A 19,492-nucleotide genomic window follows, 5' to 3' on the forward strand; every position below is an offset into this window, starting at 1 on the left:
TCAAGCCTTGCCCACAATGCCCACAGAAATCAAGTCCGTACGCGATGATTCGAAAGTCGACCGCTGTTGCCCCTGTGACCCGAGAGGTTCGTCGATTCGATTCGACGCTGGTCATCGTGTGTTTCGGAGAAAATGTCGCCGATTCTGATTAGCCCTCACGGGCTCGGGTATCGGGGCGCTCGGACCCCGAGCCTGCCGGGGGTGGATCGAATTCACGTCTTCGCAGGTGAACGCGGCACTCACCACTGCCTGGGCACCGTCCGGGCTTGCGTCCCACGGCCCGCTGACACAGTATGGAGTAACCCGTAAGTCGCTGAATGAGGGTTACTCAACCTCTTATTGGAGGGAGCGTCCGGTCACGCCTGAAATCATTCGACGCCCATCTGAATAGTGACTGCCTGACCATGGAAGCACGATGCCACGCCATCAGCAGACGCACCTTGACGAAAACGCTCACTTATTCCTCGGACCGCAGCACGCATTTCCGTCGCGGAGCACCGTCCTCGACCTTTTCCGCGAACAGGTGGAGAACACGCCCGACCGTCCCGCGCTCCGATATCGCGACCTCACGACCACCTACGCCGAGCTCGACGCGGCGGCGAACGCGACCGCCCGCCGGCTGATCGGCGGCGGCGTGGAGAGGCACCGGCTGATCCCCGTTCTGGTGGCCGACGGACGCGAGTTCCCGGCCGCGCTCCTGGCGGTGCTGAAGACCGGCGCGGCGTTCGTGCCGCTCGATCCGGCCTGGCCCGCCGACCGGCTCGACGCGATCATGACCGAGCTGTCGCCGCCCGCCGTCGTGGTCTCCCCGGCCACCGCGGAGATCCTCGCCTCACCCGTCCCCGCGGTGGTCGCCGACTGCGACGCCCCCGGCGACGACCCGCCGCCCGACGAGCTCCGGCCCGCGCCCGGCGACCTGATCTACGGGTTCTACACCTCCGGCTCGACGGGCCGGCCCAAGTGCGCGCTCAACCGCCACCGCGGCCTGGTCAACCGCCTGACCACGATGTCGCGCCGGTTCGGCGACGGCCACGTGACGCTGCAGAACAGCCGTTCCACCTTCGACTCCTCGATGTGGCAGGTGCTCTGGCCGCTGACCTCCGGCGGGCAGGTCGTGCTGCCCGACCGCGACGGCATCCTCGACCTGGAGCGGACCGCCACGACCATCGGCCGCTACGGCGTCACGATGACCGACTTCGTGCCGTCGGTGCTGGCCGCGTTCGTCGCCCTGCTGGAGGAGCGCGCCGACCTGCGCGCCGCGACGTCGAGCCTGCGCCGCATGCTGATCGGCGGCGAACCGGCCGGTCCCGGCGTGGTGCGCCGGCTGCGCGCGCTGCTGCCGGGCCTGGCGGTCACCAACACCTTCGGGCCGACCGAGTGCTCGATCGGGTCGGTGTTCCACGACGTCACCGACGCCGACGCCGACCGGATCCCCATCGGCCTGCCCATCGACAACACCGCCGCGATCGTGCTCGACGGCGACCTGAACCCCGTGCCGGCCGGCACACCCGGCGAGCTCTTCCTCGGCGGCGAGTGCGTCGGCGCGGGCTACCTCGGCGACCCCGCGCGGACCGCCCGCACGTTCGTGCCCAACCCGTTCCCGCAGGTCCCGGGCGACACCCTCTACCGGACCGGCGACCTGGTGCGGGCCGGCGACGACGGGCTGCTGCACTTCGCCGGCCGGCTCGACGAGCAGGTCAAGCTCGGCGGCGTGCGGGTGGAGCTCGGTGACGTGGCCGCCGCCCTGGCCGGTCATCCGCTCGTCGGCGACGCGACGGCGGTGGTGCTCGGCGAGGCCCCCGACGCCACGCTGGTCAGCTGCGTCACCCCGCGCTCGCCCGCCGAGACCCCCTCGGCGGAGCAGCTGCGCGGCTACGCGGCCGGGAAGCTGCCCGCCGAGCAGGTCCCGCACCGGATCGTGGTGCTCGACGAGCTGCCGCTCAACCACAACGGCAAGGCCGACCGCAAGGCGCTGGCCGCCCTGATCGTCGCCGACGGCGCGGAGGAGCACGCCGAACCCCCGGCCGATCCCATGGAGGAGCTGGTCTGCGCGGCCTGGTGCGAGGTGCTCGACCGCGACCGCGTCTCGGTGGTGGTGCCCTTCGCCGACTACGGCGGCACCTCGCTGCTGGCCTACCGCGTCGTCACCGCCGTCGGCGAACGGCTGGGGCGGCCGGTCCGCCCCCGCGACCTGCTCGCCGAGCCGACCGTGCGGGCCCAGGCCGCGCGGCTGGCGGGCGGCGTCGACGACGACAGCGCCGAACTGGCCTACGTCCGGCAGGACCTGGCCTGGCGGCCGCCCCGGACGCTGCTGCTGACCGGCGCGACCGGCTTCATCGGGGCGCACGTCCTGGCCGAGCTGCTGACCCGCACCAACGCCGAGGTGATCTGCCTGGTCCGGTGCGCCGACCCGGCCGACGGCGCCCGCCGGCTGACCGAGGCCCTCGACCGCTACGGCCTCGCCTCCGCCTGGCGGCAGCTGCCCGCGGCCGTCGCCGCCGGACGCGTCGAGGTGGTGCCCGGCGACCTGGCCGGGGAACTCCTCGGGTTGTCGCAGCGCCGCTTCGACGCCCTGGCCTCGACCGTGTCGGGCGTCGTCAACGCCGCGGGCGCGGTGAACTTCCTGTCGGGCTACCTCGACCACCGGCCGGCCAACGTGCTGGGCGTACAGGAGCTCATCAAGCTCGCCGCCGGCGGCGGCGCGCGCCTGCACCTGCTGTCGACGCTGAGCATCTTCGGCCCGGCCGACCGGACCGGCCCGCCCATCACCGAAGACCGGCTCCCGGTCACCCACGAGGTCGCCGCCGACGGCTACAACCGGTCGAAGTTCGTCGCCGAGAGCCTGGTCGCCGACGCGCACCGCCAGGGCGTGAGCTCGGTGGTCTACCGCCTCGGCGAGGTCTGGCCGCACCGCGCCACCGGCGCGGCCAACCCCGACTCGCTGGCCCACAACCTGCTGTACGCCTGCGCCCGCACCCGCTGCGTGTTCCCGACGGGCGCGGCGACCGACGTCACCCCGGTCGACGTGGTCGCCGGCTTCCTGGCCCGCGCCGCGACCGGCGACCTCGACGTGCCCGACGGCGCGATGCACGTGTTGTGGCCGACGGGCCTGCGCTTCGCCGACGCCTTCGACGCGCTGGCCGCGCGGTGCGGCTTCGACCGGGTCGGCTACGCCGAGTTCCGCGACCGCCTGGACGCCGTCGCCGAGCCCGATGAGCGGCTCACCGGGCTCCGCCTCCTGCTGCCGCCCCCCGACGACGGCCGCGACGCCGCGCCGGCCGAGTTCGACGAGATGTTCACCGACGGATCCCGCCACTTCGACATCCGGCGGTTCGACCGCCACGGGGCCGCGCTCGCCCGCCCGGAGGCCGACGGCCTCACCGCGGTCGGCCGCTACCTCAGCCAGTTGTCCGACACCTCCGCCTTCGTCCCTCAAGAAAGGCAGGCGCAATGAACGAGCAGTACGCCGTGGTGATCAACCACGAGGAGCAGTACTCGATATGGCCCGCCGGCCGCGAGATCCCGAACGGCTGGCGCGCGGCCGGGTTCGAAGGCGGCAAGGACGAGTGCCTGGCGCACGTCGCGAGCGTGTGGACGGATCTGCGCCCGCTGAGCGTCCGACGGTGAAGGAGGAGAAGGAGACCATGTCCACGCCCGAAGAGCGAAACGTCGGCGACATCAAGCGCGCTCTGCTGGAGCGAAAGGTCCGCCAGCGGGTGGCCGAGAAGGCCGAGCGGGAGAAGATCGTCCCGGTGCCGCGCACCGGCAAGATGGCCATCGCCGAGCAGCAGCGCTTCCTGTGGTTCCTGCACCAGATGGTGGCCGGCGCGCCCGTCTACAACGTCCCGTTCGCGATGCGCCTGCGCGGCCCGCTCGACGCCGGCGCGTTGTCGGCGGCGCTGCGCGGCATCGTGACCCGCCACGAGAGCCTGCGCACCCGGTTCGGCGACGAGCACGGCGTGCCGTTCCAGACCGTCGACCCGCCGCCCGAGACGTGGGACCTGCCGGTCACCGACGGCACCGAGGCCGAGATCCAGGACTGGATCGACGGCCAGGTGCGCGAGGAGTTCGACCTGCGCAACCACCCGCCCTACCGGTTCGGCCTGCTGCGCCTGGGCGACGACGACCACGTGCTGTCGATCGTCTGGCACCACATCGTCATCGACGGCTGGTCCTCACGGCAGTTCGCCGAGGAGCTGACCGCCCGCTACGCCGACCCCGACGGATCGCGGTTCCCCGACCTGGACCTGCACCCCGCCGACTTCGCGGCCTGGCAGCGGCTCTGGCTGCTCAGCGAGGAGCCGGCCAGGCAGATCGAGTCGTGGCGCACCGCCCTGGAGGGCATGGAGCCGCTGGAGTGGCGCGGCGACCGCGAGCGCCCCTCGGCGCCCACCGGGGCCGGCCGCATCTACGAGGGCCGCCTGCCCGACGACCTCGCCCGCGGCGTCCGCGACCTGGCCCAGGCCGAGAACGTCTCCCTGCTGGCCCTGACGATGACCGCCTACCAGATCGTGATCAACCGCTACACCGGCCAGGACGACATCGCGCTCGGCTCGGTCTTCTCCGGGCGCACCCGCTCGGAGACCGAACCCATGATGGGCTTCTTCGCCAACACGGTGGCCGTCCGCGGCGACCTGTCGGGCGACCCGGTCTTCCGCGACCTCGTCCACGTCACCAACGACACCGTGCTCGACGCCATGGCCCGCCAGGACATGCCGTTCGGCCGGATGATCGAGGAGCTGAGCCCCGAGCGGGTGCCGGGCCGTAACCCGCTGGTCGCGCACCTGTTCACGCTGCTGCCCGAGCCGATGATCGCGCGCTGGGAGTTCCGGGGCCTGGACGTCGAGATGCTCACCCCGCAGCCCGAGACCACCCGGTTCGACCTCACCTTCCAGATCAACGACCTGCCCGACGGCGGGCTGGGCGTCTGGATCGAGTACTCGTCCGAGTTGTTCGACCACGAGCGGGTCGAGGCCCTCGTCGAGCACTTCACCACGGTCCTGGCCGACGCGCTGTCGCGGCCGGCCGCCCGGATCGGCGAGCTCGACCTCATGTCCAACGAGGAGTACCTGCGGGTGCTCACCGCGTGGAACCCCGAGCCCCGCGAGCGCGACGGGCGGCTGCTGCACGAGCTGTTCGCGGCCCGCGCCGCCGAGGCGCCCGACGCGGTCGCCATGCGGTTCGGCGGCGACGACCTGACGTACCGGCAGCTCGACGAACGGTCGAACCGCCTGGCCCACGCCCTCGTCGACGAGTTCAAGGTGACGCCCGGGACCGTGGCCGGGGTGCTGCTGGAGCGCGGCTTCGACCTGCCCGCCGCCGAGCTCGGCGTGCTCAAGGCGGGGGGCGCGTGGTTGCCGCTCGACCCGCAGTACCCGCCCGACCGGCTCGCCTACCAGCTCGGCGACGCCGGGGTCGCGGTGGTCGTGACCACCTCCGACCTGGCCGACAAGGTGCCCGCCGAGGTGCCCAGGATCCTGCTGGACGCCGACGCGCTCGACGGCCGGGCCGCCGCCCCGCCCTCGGTGACCGTGTCGCCGGAGGACACCGCGTACGTCATCTACACCTCGGGCTCGACCGGCACCCCGAAGGGCGTCATGGTGCCCCACCGCGCGGTGGTCAACTTCTGCACCGCGTTCCAGCGCATGTTCCAGGTCACGCCCGACGACCGGATCCTGCAGTTCTCCAACCCGGCCTTCGACGTGAGCGTCTCGGACGTCTTCTCGACCCTCACCGCGGGCGGCACCATCGTCGGCGCGCCGCGCGCCGAGCTGCTCGACCCCGAGTCGCTGCAAGAGCTGCTCGCCCGCGAGCGGGTGACGATGGTGGACATCCCGCCCGCCGTGCTCGGGCTGCTCGACCCGTCGGCCCTCGACGACCTGCGGGTCTGCTTCATCGGCATGGAGCCCTTCGGCCCCGAGCTGGTCAACAGGTGGAGCCGGCCGGGCCGCGAGTTCCACAACGGCTACGGCCCCACCGAGGTCACGGTCACCTGCGTCGACTACCTGTGCCCGCCCGAGCCCATCGAGGGCGCGCCGCCGATCGGCCGGGCGATGGACAACCAGCGCGCCTACGTCCTGGACAGGGGCCTGCGGCCGGTCCCCGTCGGGGTGCCCGGCGAGCTGCACATGGCCGGCGCCGGGCTGGCCGTGGGCTACCTCGGCCGCCCCGACCAGACCGCCGAGAAGTTCCGGCCCGACCCCTTCGCCGCCACGCCCGGCGAGCGCATGTACGCCACCGGCGACCTGGCCCGCTGGAACGCCGACGGCCAGCTGGAGTTCCTCGGCCGGGCCGACCGCCAGGTGAAGCTGCGCGGCCTGCGCGTGGAGCTCGGCGAGATCGAGCACGCCATCGAGGCCGCCGACGGCGTGCGCCAGTGCGTCGTGACCGTGCGCGACCAGGGCACGCCCTCGGCGTGGCTGGCCGCCTACGTGGTCGGCGACGTCGAGCCCGACGCCCTGCGCGAGCACCTGTCGGGGCGGCTGCCCATGCACATGGTGCCGACCGACTACGTCCTGCTCGACCAGCTCCCGCTGACCTCCGCAGGGAAGGTCGACCACCGGAAGCTGCCCGACCCGCGCCCCGGCGGCGGCGCGGCCAAGGTCGAGCTGACCACCGACACCGAGCGCCGCATCGCCGAGATCTGGACCGGCCTGCTCGGGCTGGAGCCCGGCGGCGTCGGCGCGCAGGACAACTTCTTCGTCCTGGGCGGCAACTCGCTCCAGGTGACCCAGATGATCTCCCGGGTGCGCGACGCCTTCCAGGTGACGCTCGACCCCCGGCGGCTGTTCAGCTACCCGCTGCTCAGCCAGTTCTCCGCGCAGGTCGACGACGCGCAGCGCGCGCTGCTCGGCGACGACGAGGTGGCGAAGCTGGAGGCGCAGGTCGCCGACCTGCCCGAGGAGGAGCTCGACCGCCTGCTGAAAGAGCAGAGCTGATGGACGCCACCCTGGAGGAGAAACGCCGGGCGCTGCTGCGCCGGGAGCTGCGGCGCAGGCGGGAGGAGGCCCTCCGGCTGCCGCGTCCCGAACGGCGGCCGGAGTCCCCGCTGATCCCCCTCGGAGGAGCCGGGGACGGGCCGCCGCTGTTCCTGGTGCACGCCGCCGGCGGCTCGGTCGCGCCCTACGTCGCGCTGGCCGCGATCCTGGGCGAGGACCGTCCCGTCTATGCCCTGGAGGACCCGGGCCTGCACGAGGGCGTCACCGGCGACCGCGACCTCGCCGAGCTGGCCGGGATCTATCTCGACCTGGTCCGCGAGGCCCGGCCGTACGGGCCGCTCTACCTGGGCGGCTGGTCGGTCGGCGGCGCGGTGGCGCTGGAGATGGCCCGCCTCGACGGCGGCGCGGCGCTGACGTTCCTGCTCGACACCGGCGTCGCCGACGAGCCGTCGCGGCCCGGCGACGACGAGCTGGGCATGTGGTTCGACGCCGACCTCGCCGCGATGGACGCCGAACTCGACGACGCCGAACGGGCCCGGCGGTTCCCGGTGTTCGCCGCGAACGTGCGCGGCCTGCTGGCCTTCCGCCCCACGCGGGTGGAGGGCCGGGTGGTGCTGATCTGCGCGGAGAACTGCGAACCGGCCAAGCTCGACCGCTGGCGGCCCTACGCCGACGAGGTCCTGACCGTGGCGGGCGACCACTACACCATGCTCCAGGCGGCGCGCGCCGAGTCGCTCGCCGCCGTGATGCGCGAGAGGTTCAGCGAGGTGAGTGTCCGATGACCGGCTTCCGGGAAGAGGTCTGCGCGCTGCTGTGCGAGGACGCGGTCCGTTCGGAGATCGCCCAGACGCGGCGGTTGCCCTACGGGCAGGAGAGCGGGCTGCTCGACGTGCACCGCAGGCTCGGCAAGCTCGGCTGGCTGGCGATCAACTGGCCCGAACGGTACGGCGGCTCCGGCGCGACGATCGTCGAGAAGGCGATCGTCACCGAGGAGATGATCCGCCACGGCGTGCCCGAGAACGTGCACTCGCTCGGCGTCGACATCGTCGGCAACGCCATCAACCTCATGGGCACCGACGAGCAGAAGGAGCGCTACCTGCCCGGCCTGGCGCGCGGCGAGACCACCGCCAACGTGCTGTTCAGCGAGCCCGACGTCGGATCCGACCTCGGCTCGCTGGCCGCCCGCGCCGAGCCCGACGGCGACGGCTACCGGCTGACCGGCCGCAAGATCTACAACATGAAGGCGCAGCACAGCGACTTCGCGTTGTGCGCGGCCCGCACCTCGACCGGCCCGGTGAACTACGCGGGCATCACCCTGTTCCTGGTGCCGCTGCACAGCCTGGGCACCGTCATCGAGCCGGTGTGGAACCTGTCGGAGGAGCGCTTCGACCTGATCACCCTCGACGGGATCCGGATCGGCCGCGAGGACGTGCTCGGCGAGGTCGACGACGGATGGCAGGTGCTGAACCGGGTGCTGCCCTTCGAGCGCACCGGGCTCGACCACTCCGCCAAGGCCGAACGCACGCTGGCCGCGCTGCGCGAGCACGCGCCGCCCGGGTGCGGCGACCGCCTCGCGCGGCTGGAGACCCGGGTGCGCGCGGCCCGGCTGCTGGCCTGGCGGTGCATCGCCAACCTGCACGAGGGGAGGCCCGACGAGATCCACTCGGCGACCGCCAAGTGGTACACGTCCGAGACGGCCAAGGAGGTGTCGGTCGCGGCGGTCGAACTGCTCGGACCGCGGGCCCTGCTCGACGCGCGCGACCCCGACGCGATCGCCGACGGCCTCTTCGACGCCGCGTTCCGGGAGGCCCCGGGGCTGACGCTGGCCCAGGGCTCCTCGGAGATCATGCTCTACTTCGTCGCCACATCGAAACTGGGGTTGCCGTCATGACCGCCACGATCGCCGAGTTCTTCGAAGGAGACCTGGCCCCGCTGGTGCGGCGGATGGCCGACCGCCCGCGCGGCGAGGGCGGCGACACCGACGACGACCGCCGCGAGACCCGCGCGATGGTGTGGGAGGGCCTGGTCGGCCTCGGCGCGCTCGACGGCGACGACGCCACGGGCCTGGCCGAGCTCCTCGGCTCCGTGCTCTACCAGGGGCCGCTCCTCGACACGCTCACCGCCCGCGCGCTGTTCCCCGATGCCGGCCTCGGCCAGGCGCCGGTCGCGCTCGCGGCGGGCGAGCCCACCGAGGCGGATGGGACCGTCTCGGCCCGGTGCGACTTCGTCGGGTTCGCCGACGAGGTCGAGCACTTCGCCGTCGTCGGCGGGGAGCGGTCGGCGCTCGTCCGGGCCGGCCATCCGTCCATCACGACGCGGCGGCACGAGGAGACCGGCCGGGGCGAGCTCCACCGCGTCGACTTCGCCGGCACGCCCGTCACCGCCTGGGCCGGCCGCCCCGACTGGGAGGGCGCGCGGGTGCGCCAGGCCGCCTATCTCGTGGGCCTGGCCCAGGCGGCGCTCGACCACGCCGTCGACTACGCCACGACGCGCCGCCAGTTCGGCCGCGCCATCGGCGCCAACCAGGCGTTGTCGTTCCGGCTCGCCGAGATGTCGATGCGCGTCGACGCGGCCCGCCTGCTGGTCCACGACCCCGGCACGCCCGCGCACGCCGCGGCCACCCTCGGCGAGGTCGCCGACCTGGCCCGCACGGTCACCACCGCGACCATGCAGATCCACGGCGCGGCGGGCATGCGGTCGGACGACGACGCGCAGCTCTACTACCGCAGGGCGGCGGCCGAGTCGGTCCGGCTCCCGCAGCCGCGGGGGTGACCGATGAGCCTGGTGATCCAGAAGTACGGCGGCACATCACTGGGTGACGTGGACAGGATCGGCCACGCGGCGCAGCGCATCGCCGCCGCGAACGGATCGGTGGTGGCCGTCGTGTCCGCGATGGGCGGCGCCACCGACGCCATGCTCGGCCTGGCCCGCGAGCTCACCGACAACCCGCACGCCCGGGAACTGGACCTGCTGCTCAGCACCGGCGAGCAGGCGTCCGCCGCCGCGCTCGCCATGGCCCTGCACGAACTGGGCGTGCCGGCCCGCTCGTTCGGCGCCCGCGACGGCGGCATCGTCACCGACGGCGTGCACGGCTGCGCGAGCATCGTCAACGTCCGGCCCGCATTGATCCGCGAGTGCGTGCAGACGGGACACGTCCCGGTGGTGGCCGGGTTCCAGGGCGTCGCGGCCGGGAGCGGCGAGCTGACCACGCTCAGCCGGGGCGGCTCCGACACCACCGCCGTCGCGCTGGCGGCGGCCCTGCGGGCCGAGGCGTGCGAGATCTTCACCGACGTGGAGGGCGTCTTCACCGCCGATCCCCGGCACGTCGCCGACGCCCGCAAGCTCAACCGCCTCTCCTATGAGGACATGGCCGAACTGGCCGCCGGGGGAGCCACGGTGCTCGCCCACTCCAGCGTCGAACTCGCGGGGGAGCACCGGGTGCCCGTCCACGTGCGGTCGAGCACGACCGACGGCGCGGGCACCTGGGTGACCTCGGCCGGGCCGGACGACGGGCGGTTCACCGCCGTCGGCGTCGCCCACCGGACCGGGCGGCTGCGCGGCCGGCTCGACGGGGTCGAGCCGGCCGCGCTCACCACGATCGCCGCCGCCCTGGCCGACCTCCCGGAGGGCGCCGACCTGCTCGACCACTTCGCCGCCGCGAGCGGCTACTCGCTGCGGTTCACCGTGGACGCCGCCGACCGCGACCAGGTGGACGACCTGGTGACCGGATGCCGGTGGTCCTCGCCGGTGGGCACGGTGTCGCTGGTCGGCCGCGGGTTCCGGCCGCAGCACCCGCAGGTGCGGCTGCTGCCCGACACGCTCCGGTCCTGCGGCGTCCGGGTGCGCGACCTGGTCGTCCGCCCCCGGCGCATCTCCGTCACCTGCGCCGAGCCCGACGTCCTGAAGGCGGTGACGCGACTGCACGGCCTGTTCCTGACCCCCGGCTGACCCGAAAGGCATCGGCATGAACCTGGCGACGCACGAGCCCGGCACGTCCCGATCGCGGCGGTTCTGGCCGCTGGCCGTCATCTGCGGCACCCAGTTCCTGATCGCGGTCGACTACTCGATCATCAACGTGGCCGCCCCGAGCATCCGCGCGGGCATGGACTTCGGCCCGGGCGGCGGCGTCGCCTGGGTGTTGTCGGCCTACCCGCTGACCTTCTGCGGCTTCCTCCTCCTCGGCGGCCGGGTCGCCGACCTCTACGGCCGCAGACGGGTGTTCGTCTGGGGCCTGGCCGCTTTCGGCCTCGCCTCGCTCCTGGCCGGCCTGGCCTGGTCGCCGGCCGCGCTGATCGCGGGCCGCGCCCTCCAGGGGGTGGCGGCGGCGTTCGTCGCCCCGGCGGGCCTGGGCCTGCTCCAGGCGACCGTGCCCGAAGGGCCGGAACGCGAACGGGCGCTGGGCGTGTACGGGGCGGCGCTGTCGGCCGGGTTCGTCTCCGGCATGGTGCTCGGCGGCGTGCTCACCGAGTACGCCGGATGGCGGTCGGTCTTCCTGGTGAACGTGCCGATCGTGGTGCTCTTCGGCGTGCTGGCCATGATGCACCTCGGCGAGAGCCGCGACACCGGCGCCTCCCGCCACCTCGACCTCGCCGGGGTCGTGCTGGCCGCCACGGGCATGGTCGCCTTCGTGTTCGCGCTGACCGAGGGGGAGGAGTACGGCTGGACGTCGGCCCCGATCCTGCTGGCGGCGGCGGTCGCGGTCCCGGCGGCGGCACTTTTCGTCTGGGTGGAGTCGCGCAAGCGGGAGGCGCTGCTGCCGATCTCCGTCTTCCGCACCGCCGCGATCGGCCCGGCCAACCTGATCACCGTGCTGCTGATCTGCTCGTACGGCGGCATGCTCTTCATCCTCACGCTCTACCTGCAGACCCACCTCGGCCTGGGCGCGCTGGCGACCGGCCTGGCCTTCGCCGTCTCCGGCGCGGTCGCGGTCGTCACCGGCATCTACGCAGGGAAGCTCGTCGAGCGGTTCGGGCTCTACCGGGTGCTGCTCGGCGGCATCGTCGTCGAGACGGCCGGCATCCTCGTCATGGTGGGCCTGCCGGACGACCACGGGCTCACGCTCGTCCTGGTGGGCACCTCGGTGAACGCCTTCGGCCACATCCTGGCCCTGATCACGACGAGCATCGCCGGCACGAACGGCGCGGAGGAGGGCCGCCGGGCCACCGCCGGGGCGCTGATCAACGTCTCGCAGCAGCTCGGGCTGGCCGTCGGGGTCGGCGTGGTGACGTCGGTGGCGGCCCACTTCGCCACCGGGGCGGGCGGCGAACTCGCGGGCTGGCGCTGGGCCCTGTGGTGCTCGGTCGCCTTCGCGGCGGTGGCGGCCGTGGTGACCGTCGTGCTGCGCGGACGGCTCAAGGGGGAACCAGATATAGTGGGTTAAATGGTTACTCTGACGTCTCGGGTCAGGCCGCCATGGGAGGACGCCCACTTCGTCGGCGGCCACCTGGTCCTCGACCTCACGAACACCGTCTTCGACCGGATGCTCCCGGCCGGCGAGGACGTCGAACTGCTGCGATCCCCCTCCGACGTGCTGAGCTGGTGCCTCTCGGCCGGGTTGTTCGACGAGACGCCCGGCCCGGTCGCGGGCGATCTCGTCGCCGAGACCCGGGCCGTGCGCGAGCAGGCGTGGGCCGTGTTCGACACGATCGCCCGGGGCGGGACCGCACCCGGCGCCCCCTTCGGCGCGCTCCTGGAGCGGGCCGGGAAGGGCCTGCGGGCGTCCGCCGGCTGGTCGGCCCCCGGGGCGATCCCGGCCGCGCTCGCGCTCGCGGCGGTCGAGGCGGTGTTCACCCTCCCGCCGGCCCGGGTCAGGGCGTGCGGCCGGTGCGGCTGGTTGTTCCTCGACTCCTCGCGCGGCGGGCGCCGCCGCTGGTGCAGCATGAGCATCTGCGGCAACCGCGAGAAGGCCCGCCGCCACCGGCAGGGCCTCACCGGTTGAGGAAGGCCGCGACCTCCTTGACGAACCCTTCGGGGTCCTCGGCGTGCACGCTGTGCCCGGCGCCGAGCACCACCCGCCGCCCGTCGGGCAGCGCCGAGGCGAACGCGGCCAGCGCCTCCTGCGGCACCAGTTCGCTGTAGGCGCCCCCGACGACCAGCACCGGCATGGTCAGCTCGCCCAGCCGCGCCCACCAGGCGGGATCGACCGTGCGTACCCCGGTCCTGATCAGGTCGACCACGACCGGGTCGAAGTCGACCTCGTCGCCCAGCACCACGTAGGGCTCGAAGACCTGCGGCTCGTGGGGCGCCGGGAAGGAGTCCTCCAGCACCAGCCGCCGGACCAGCCCAGGACGCTCGCGCGCCACCAGCGTGGCGACCCGGCCGCCCATCGAGTGGCCGACCAGGTCGATCTCGGTGAGGCCCCGGGCGTTGAGGAACGCCAGGGTGTCGGCGGCCATCAGGTCGAGGGTGTAGTCGGAGTGGCGGGGGCTCGCGCCGTGGCCGCGCATGTCGGGGGCGATCCAGTGCCGCCCGAGGGCGGGGGCGATCGGGTCCCACGTGCCGGAGGTGCCGGTCAGGCCGTGGATCAGGACGACCGGGACGTCTCCCGGCGGTCCGCCTTCTTTCCAAGCGAGAGGTAGGGCGTCCATGGCGTCACCCTACGGTGATCCAGGTCGCGCGGGCCCGCGCGACGACCCCCTCCGCCGACAGCAGAGCCGAGGCGCTGTACGACTTCCTCCCGGACGCCCCCAGCGCCCACCCCACCGCCACCAGACGCTCCCCGGCCCCGACCTCGCGGCCGAGCTCGGCCTCGATCGTGCCGAGCAGCGCGATGACGTCGGTGCCCCGCGCGAACGGCGGATAGCCGACGCAGTCGAGCGCCGCCCACAGGATCTCCGGCCGCACGATCCCGTTCTCGGCGACGGTCGCGTCGGGCTCGAACGGCGACGCGCACACGTCGGCGGGCGCGAGCCGCCCGGGGGTGACCCGCAGGCCGTCGGCCCGGCCGTGGCCGCAGACGAAGCAGCCGGTCAGCAGGTTGTCGACACCCGTCCACGGGTGCCGGTCGCGCGCCCGCGCCGCCTCCGCGAGGGAGGGCCGGACCGGCGGGTCGAGGAAGTCGGCGTCGGAAGGCCCGGCCTCGGCCACCAGCGCGCCCTCGTGCAGGACGCGGACCGCGTCGCCGTCGCGCACCACGTCGAGCGGCGTCTCCAGCGGCGGCGGCAGGCGCAGCGTCACCCGCGCCGGGCCGTCGACGAACGCGGCGGCCAGCCCGGCGGCGTACCCGCCGTTGGCCGAGGCGGGCGGCCCGTTGAACCGGGCCCCGATCACGATCCGCGCGGTCACGTCCCCAGCTGTCACGCCCCCAGTGAACCGCACCCGGGCGGCCGGGGAGAGGATCCGGGTATGGACACCGCCGACGTCTACCGCACCTTCGGCCGCCGCGAGGCCCGGGGCCCGTACCGGGAGCTCGCCGTCGCCATCGCCGCCGACCCCGCCCTGATCGCCCGCATCGACGCGCTGCCGCAGCCGAAGCGCCAGCCGAACCTGGTTCTGGCCGCGGTCAGGTTCGAGGGCGGCCCGGAGACCGAGGAGGGCGGCTTCCGCGCGTGGGCGAAGGAGCACTGGCCCCGCGTCGAGCGGACCGTGCTGGCCCGGCGTACCCAGACCAACGAGGCGGGCCGCTGCGCCAGCCTCTTACCCGTCCTCGCGGGCATCCCCGGTCCGCTGGCCCTCGTCGAGGTCGGCGCGTCGGCGGGCCTCTGCCTCCAGCCCGACCGCTACCGGTACGCCTACGACGACCGCCCCGCCGTCGGCGCCGGCCCGGTGACGCTGACCTGCGCGACCGAGGGCGACCCGCCCATCCCCGGCGCGGTGCCCGAGATCGCCTGGCGGGCGGGCGTCGACCTGGCCCCGATCGACGTCACCGACCCCGAGGAGCGCCGCTGGCTCGAATGCCTCGTCTGGCCCGGCGACGACGCCCGCCGCGACCGGCTGCGCGCCGCCCTCGCCCTCGCGGCGGAGCACCCGCCCCGGCTGGTGCGCGGCGACGCCGCCGAGGCCCTGCCCGGCCTGGTCGAGGAGGCGAAAGGGCACGGCACGGTGGTCGTCTACCACTCGGCGATGCTCCCCTACCTGACCCCCGAGGCCAGGGACCGTTTCGTCGGCCTGGTCACCGGCCTGGGGGTGCGCTGGATCTCCAACGAGGGCACCATGCGCCTCCCGCGGTTGGTGATCCCCGAGGGTGCCGTCCCCGACGACCGGCTCGCGTTCGTGACCGCGCTCGACGGCGTCCCGCGGGCGATCACCGACCCGCACGGCTCGTGGTTGCGGTGGCTCTGAGGCGTCAGGCCCGGCGGCCCTCGGCGAGCATCGTCTCGATGCGGATCAGGCGCTCCTCCAGCCGGGCGACGTCGGCCAGGGTCGCGTTCTCCTCCTCGGGCCGGAGCCGGACCACCACGGTCCCGCCCGGTTCGAGGGTCGCCTCCGCGACGTCCTCGACCCGGCTGCCGCCCTGCCGCTTGATCGCCACGTCGAGGTCGGCGTGCCGCAGGCCGAGACGTCTCAGCGCGCGGTCGTCGTAGCGGCCGTCGCGGGCCAGCACCGTCGGCTTGCTCTCGAACAGCTTGGCCAGCCAGCCCCACTGGGCCGCCGCGCGGGTCAGCAGGGCGTTGCCCGACACCAGCACGACCGCGCCGATCACCCCGCCGAGCAGCGAGTTGTCGGGGCCGATGATGGCGTTCTGCACAACGTTCGACAGCAGCAGCATCACCACCAGGTCGAACGTGTTGAGCTGGGCCATGTCCCGCTTTCCGACGAGCCGGAGCAGGACCACCACGCAGAGATAGACGGCGACGGTCCGGAGCACCTTGTCCAGCACCGGCACCCCGAGGGTCAGCAGGTCGCTCATGCGACACGGTAACGCAGCCAGACCAGGCCGCCGCCGAACGTGTCGCTGTCGATCAGCTGGAGCGACCGCTGCGGCGGCCGCGCCTCGCCCCACCAGGTGCGGGCGCCCACGCCCATCACCGGGTGGACCAGCAGGCTGACCTCGTCGACCAGCCCCGCGGCCAGCAGGCGGCCGACCAGCCGCCCGCCGCTGACCACCCGCACCACCGCGGCGCCCGGCCGCCGCCCGATCGCGCGCAGCGCCGCCGCCAGGTCGACCTGCTCGTCGCCGACGACGAGTTCGGGCACGTAGCGGCCGACGGGCCGGGGCGGGGTGGCGCGGCAGTGCAGCGCGAGCACCTCCGACCAGTGGCCGGCGTCGCGCAGCTCCTCCCAGCGGGTGACGCGGGCGCGGCCGTCGACCACGGCCAGCAGCGGGCCCGGGTCGTGCGGCCCGGGGCCGTGGTGCAGCGTGGGTTCGAGGGCCAGGACGGTGTCCGACCCGGCCAGGGTGACGTCCTCGTGCCAGGTGGTGCCGACGAGCTGGTGGAAGCGGGCGCGGTCGAGGGGGAACCCGTCGGTCTTCCCGTCGAGCGAAACGGCCAGGTGGGCGACCACATAGGGCGTGTCGGTCGGCATGTCACCGAGCGTAGTCGAGGGTAAACGGGTTGCCCGGGTCGGCTCGCGTGACCACACTGACCGGATGCTGATCAGACGCGAGACCCCTGACGACGTGAGCGCGATCCGCGAGGTCGTCCGGCGCGCCTTCGCCCGGCCCGAGACGCCCGACCCGGTCGAGTCGCCGCTGGTCGACGAGCTGCGCGCCGACAAGGGCTGGATCCCGGCCCTGTCGATGGTCGCCGAGATCGACGGCGCGGTGGCCGGTCACGTGGTCTGCACCCGCGCCGACCTCGGCGGCGCGCCCGTGCTCGGCCTCGGCCCGCTCGCCGTCGCGCCCGAGCGGCAGCGCCAGGGGGTCGGGCTGGCGCTGATGCACGCGGTCCTCGGGGCCGCCGACGCGCTCGGCGAGCCGCTCGTGGTGCTGCTGGGCAGCGTCGACTACTACTCCCGGTACGGCTTCCGCCCCGCCGCCGACCTGGGCATCGTCTCCCCCGACCCGCAGTGGGGCCATCACTTCCAGGCGCGGCCCTTGTCGGCGTACCGAGGAGAGAAGGGCGTGTTCGCCTACGCCGAGCCGTTCACCCGGTTGTGAACGGCCGCAGCGCGGCCAGCTGCTGCTCGAACGGGATGAGCGTCGCCTCGGCCGGCCGCTTGGGCGCGGCGCGGGAGAGCAGGGCGGCCAGTTCGCCCGCCGCCCGGTCGATCCGGGAGGCCAGGCCGTCGCCGGAGGTCGCGCCCCAGTCCTCCGAGGCCGCGTAGACGGCCGTCGGCACGACGACCGCGCGCAGGTAGGTGAACATCGGCCGCAGCGCGTGCTCCAGCGCCAGCGAGTGGCGGGCGGTCCCGCCGGTCGCGGCGATCAGCACCGGGGTGCCCTGCAGGGCGGTGTTGTCGAGCACGTCGAAGAACGACTTGAACAAGCCGCTGTACGACGCCGTGAAGATCGGCGTGACCGCGATCAGGCCGTCGGCCCGCTCCACTGTCTCCAGCGCCTCCTTCAGCGCGGGGGAGGGGAACCCGGTCACGAGGTTGTTGGCGATGTCGACGGCCAGGCCGCGCAGCTCGACGACGCGGATCTCGGTGGTCTCCGCGGCGAGGTGACGGCCGGCGGCCTCGGCCAGACGGTCGGCCAGCAGCCTCGTGGAGGAGGGCTGGCTGAGCCCGGCCGAGACGACGGCGATGACGGTCATGGGGTCTCCTAACCGGCGACGAGGGCGGCGTCTCGCTTCTGCACGAGCGCGGCGTGGGTGGGGGCCTCGGCGACGCCCTGCTTGCGGCGGGCGGCGAACTCCTTGCGCAGCACCGGCACGACCTCCTCGCCGAGCAGGTCGAGCTGCTCCAGCACGGTCTTCAGCGGCAGGCCCGCGTGGTCCATCAGGAACAGCTGGCGCTGGTAGTCGCCGAAGGAGTCGCGGAAGGTCAGCGTCTTGTCGATGACCTCCTGCGGGCTGCCCACGGTCAGCGGCGTCTGCTCGGTGAAGTCCTCCAGCGACGGGCCGTTGCCGTAGACGGGGGCCTTGTCGAAGTAGGGCCGGAACTCGCGGACCGCGTCCTGGGAGTTCTTGCGCATGAACGCCTGGCCGCCGAGGCCGACGATCGCCTGGTCGGGGGTGCCGTGCCCGTAGTAGGCGAAGCGGGTGCGGTAGAGCTCGATCAGCCGGGCGAAGTGCTCCTTCGGCCAGAAGATGTTGTTGGCGAAGAAGCCGTCGCCGTAGTAGGCGGCCTGCTCGGCGATCTCCGGGCTGCGGATCGAGCCGTGCCAGACGAACGGCGGCACGCCGTCGAGCGGCCGGGGCGTCGAGGTGAAGCCCTGGAGCGGGGTGCGGAAGTTGCCCTCCCAGTCGACGACGTCCTCGCGCCACAGGCGGTGCAGCAGCGCGTAGTTCTCGATGGCCAGGGGGATGCCGTTGCGGATGTCCTGCCCGAACCACGGGTAGACCGGGCCGGTGTTGCCGCGGCCCATCATCAGGTCGACCCGGCCGTCGGCCAGGTGCTGCAGCATCGCGTAGTCCTCGGCGATCTTCACCGGGTCGTTGGTGGTGATCAGGGTGGTGGACGTCGAGAGGATGAGCTTGTCCGTCTTGGCGGCGATGTACCCGAGCATCGTGGTCGGCGACGAGGGCACGAACGGCGGGTTGTGGTGCTCGCCCGTCGCGAAGACGTCGAGCCCGACCTCCTCGGCCTTCAGGGCGATCGTCACCATGGCCTTGATCCGCTCGGCCTCGGTGGGGGTGGTGCCGTTCGTCGGGTCCGTGGTGACGTCACCGACGGTGAAGATCCCGAACTGCATCTCTGCTCCTTTTTTCGAGTACGCGCCCTCAAGCGCCACCGCGCGCCAACTTATTCCGCGCCGCAAGTATCTCTGTCATGGGAGGCTGTGCCAATGCGACGTACCGGACAGACCTTGATTTTCGACGCGGATGACACCCTGTGGGAGAACAACGTCTTCTTCGAGCGCGTGATCGACGACTTCCTCGACTGGGCCGCGCATCCGACGCTCGACCGGGCCGCGATCCGGCAGATCCTCAACGACATCGAGCGGGCCAACGCGGTGACCCACGGCTACGGCAGCCGGGTCTTCCTGCGAAACCTGCACGAGACCTTCGAGCGGCTCCAGGAGCGCCCCGCCTCGCTTGCGGAGCGGGAGCGCATCGACCGGCTGGCCGACCGCCTGATCAGGGGCGAGGTCGACCTCATCCCCGGCGTGGCCGACACCCTGGCCGAGTTGTCGTCGCGGCACGAGCTGTTCCTGCTGACCAAGGGCGACCCGGAGGAGCAGCAGCGCAAGATCGACGCCTCGGGGTTGTCCTCCTGGTTCCGCAAGACGCACATCGTCCGGGAGAAGGACGCCGAGGTCTACCGGCGGCTGGCGCTGGAGTCGGGCTTCGCCGTCGAGCGCACCTGGATGATCGGCAACTCCCCGAAGTCGGACATCGGCCCCGCCCGCGCCGCCGGGATGGGCGCCGTGTTCATCCCCCACGAGCACACCTGGGTGCTGGAGTTCGCCGAGCTCGACCCCTCCGACGCGGGCGTGCTGACGCTCAAGCGGTTCACCGAACTCGTGGACCATTTCTGAGCCCCGGTGATCCGTTGGCGGGGCATAGTGC

General features: G+C 73.2%; 18 protein-coding genes. 12 read left to right on the top strand and 6 right to left on the bottom strand.

All coding sequences use genetic code 11. The features are described 5' to 3' along the window. The first annotated feature begins 523 nt into the window (after nt 1-523). The 9 genes from AW274_RS19290 to AW274_RS19330 are packed head-to-tail and all read left to right on the top strand — an operon-like array spanning nt 524 to nt 12,876. A complete protein-coding gene (locus tag AW274_RS19290; RefSeq protein ID WP_062434069.1) occupies nt 524-3,454 on the top strand; it encodes a non-ribosomal peptide synthetase in 2,931 nt (976 codons plus the stop codon). After that, nucleotides 3,451-3,627, top strand: coding sequence for an MbtH family protein (locus AW274_RS19295; RefSeq protein WP_062434071.1), 177 nt, complete (start codon nt 3,451-3,453; stop codon nt 3,625-3,627). Before AW274_RS19290 ends, AW274_RS19295 begins: the two co-directional genes overlap by 4 nt. Beyond that, nucleotides 3,624-6,938 (top strand): non-ribosomal peptide synthetase, encoded by a 3,315-nt coding sequence (locus AW274_RS19300; RefSeq protein ID WP_062434075.1) that lies wholly within the window; start codon nt 3,624-3,626, stop codon nt 6,936-6,938. The genes AW274_RS19295 and AW274_RS19300 overlap by 4 nt, the downstream gene beginning before the upstream one ends. Beyond that, a complete protein-coding gene (locus AW274_RS19305) occupies nt 6,938-7,720 on the top strand; it encodes an alpha/beta fold hydrolase (RefSeq protein ID WP_062434078.1) in 783 nt (260 codons plus the stop codon). The genes AW274_RS19300 and AW274_RS19305 overlap by 1 nt, the downstream gene beginning before the upstream one ends. Further along, a complete protein-coding gene (locus AW274_RS19310) occupies nt 7,717-8,829 on the top strand; it encodes an acyl-CoA dehydrogenase family protein (RefSeq protein ID WP_062434082.1) in 1,113 nt (370 codons plus the stop codon). The genes AW274_RS19305 and AW274_RS19310 overlap by 4 nt, the downstream gene beginning before the upstream one ends. Continuing rightward, complete coding sequence (locus AW274_RS19315; RefSeq protein ID WP_062434084.1) at nt 8,826-9,710, top strand: acyl-CoA dehydrogenase family protein; 885 nt, start codon at nt 8,826-8,828, stop codon at nt 9,708-9,710. Before AW274_RS19310 ends, AW274_RS19315 begins: the two co-directional genes overlap by 4 nt. A 3-nt stretch (nt 9,711-9,713) precedes the next feature. Further along, the gene (locus AW274_RS19320) at nt 9,714-10,886 is read left to right on the top strand and encodes an aspartate kinase (RefSeq protein ID WP_062434086.1); all 1,173 of its coding nucleotides are present in this window, start codon (nt 9,714-9,716) and stop codon (nt 10,884-10,886) included. Between the two features lie 16 nt (nt 10,887-10,902). Continuing rightward, entirely contained in the window at nt 10,903-12,318 is a 1,416-nt protein-coding gene (locus AW274_RS19325) for an MFS transporter (protein ID WP_062434089.1), read from the top strand. Continuing rightward, nucleotides 12,319-12,876, top strand: coding sequence for a CGNR zinc finger domain-containing protein (locus AW274_RS19330; protein ID WP_062434091.1), 558 nt, complete (start codon nt 12,319-12,321; stop codon nt 12,874-12,876). Here the strand turns inward: AW274_RS19330 and AW274_RS19335 are convergent. Together AW274_RS19335 and AW274_RS19340 are read right to left on the bottom strand one after the other, a co-directional pair. Continuing rightward, complete coding sequence (locus AW274_RS19335; protein ID WP_062434093.1) at nt 12,866-13,525, bottom strand: alpha/beta fold hydrolase; 660 nt, start codon at nt 13,523-13,525, stop codon at nt 12,866-12,868. The two genes, AW274_RS19330 and AW274_RS19335, sit on opposite strands and share 11 nt — an antisense overlap. 4 nt (nt 13,526-13,529) lie before the next feature. Beyond that, nucleotides 13,530-14,237, bottom strand: coding sequence for a hypothetical protein (locus AW274_RS19340; protein WP_063813444.1), 708 nt, complete (start codon nt 14,235-14,237; stop codon nt 13,530-13,532). A gap of 45 nt (nt 14,238-14,282) precedes the next feature. Between AW274_RS19340 and AW274_RS19345 the strand changes: the two genes are divergently transcribed. Beyond that, a complete protein-coding gene (locus tag AW274_RS19345; RefSeq protein WP_062434097.1) occupies nt 14,283-15,218 on the top strand; it encodes a DUF2332 domain-containing protein in 936 nt (311 codons plus the stop codon). Nucleotides 15,219-15,222: 4 nt separating this feature from the next. Here the strand turns inward: AW274_RS19345 and AW274_RS19350 are convergent, their stop codons facing one another. Beyond that, nucleotides 15,223-15,786, bottom strand: coding sequence for a DUF421 domain-containing protein (locus AW274_RS19350; protein WP_062434099.1), 564 nt, complete (start codon nt 15,784-15,786; stop codon nt 15,223-15,225). Next, nucleotides 15,783-16,403: a RibD family protein gene (locus tag AW274_RS19355; protein WP_062434101.1), complete on the bottom strand. Its 621-nt coding sequence runs from the start codon at nt 16,401-16,403 to the stop codon at nt 15,783-15,785. The genes AW274_RS19350 and AW274_RS19355 overlap by 4 nt, the downstream gene beginning before the upstream one ends. Nucleotides 16,404-16,467: 64 nt before the next feature. On the opposite strand from AW274_RS19355, the gene AW274_RS19360 reads away from it, so the two are divergent. Then, nucleotides 16,468-16,977 (top strand): GNAT family N-acetyltransferase, encoded by a 510-nt coding sequence (locus AW274_RS19360; protein ID WP_062434104.1) that lies wholly within the window; start codon nt 16,468-16,470, stop codon nt 16,975-16,977. On the opposite strand, the gene AW274_RS19365 is transcribed toward AW274_RS19360, so the two are convergent. Together AW274_RS19365 and AW274_RS19370 are read right to left on the bottom strand one after the other, a co-directional pair. Next, nucleotides 16,964-17,575 carry an FMN reductase gene (locus AW274_RS19365; protein ID WP_062434107.1) on the bottom strand — a complete coding sequence of 204 codons (612 nt, stop codon included), beginning with the start codon at nt 17,573-17,575 and terminating at the stop codon, nt 16,964-16,966. The two genes, AW274_RS19360 and AW274_RS19365, sit on opposite strands and share 14 nt — an antisense overlap. 8 nt (nt 17,576-17,583) lie before the next feature. Then, nucleotides 17,584-18,675 (bottom strand): LLM class flavin-dependent oxidoreductase, encoded by a 1,092-nt coding sequence (locus AW274_RS19370; protein ID WP_062434110.1) that lies wholly within the window; start codon nt 18,673-18,675, stop codon nt 17,584-17,586. A 93-nt stretch (nt 18,676-18,768) separates the two neighbouring features. Between AW274_RS19370 and AW274_RS19375 the strand changes: the two genes are divergently transcribed. Further along, nucleotides 18,769-19,461 (top strand): HAD family hydrolase, encoded by a 693-nt coding sequence (locus AW274_RS19375; RefSeq protein ID WP_062434113.1) that lies wholly within the window; start codon nt 18,769-18,771, stop codon nt 19,459-19,461. Nucleotides 19,462-19,492: the final 31 nt, after the last annotated feature.

This window comes from Herbidospora daliensis, from assembly GCF_001570585.1.
Lineage (GTDB): Bacteria > Actinomycetota > Actinomycetes > Streptosporangiales > Streptosporangiaceae > Herbidospora > Herbidospora daliensis.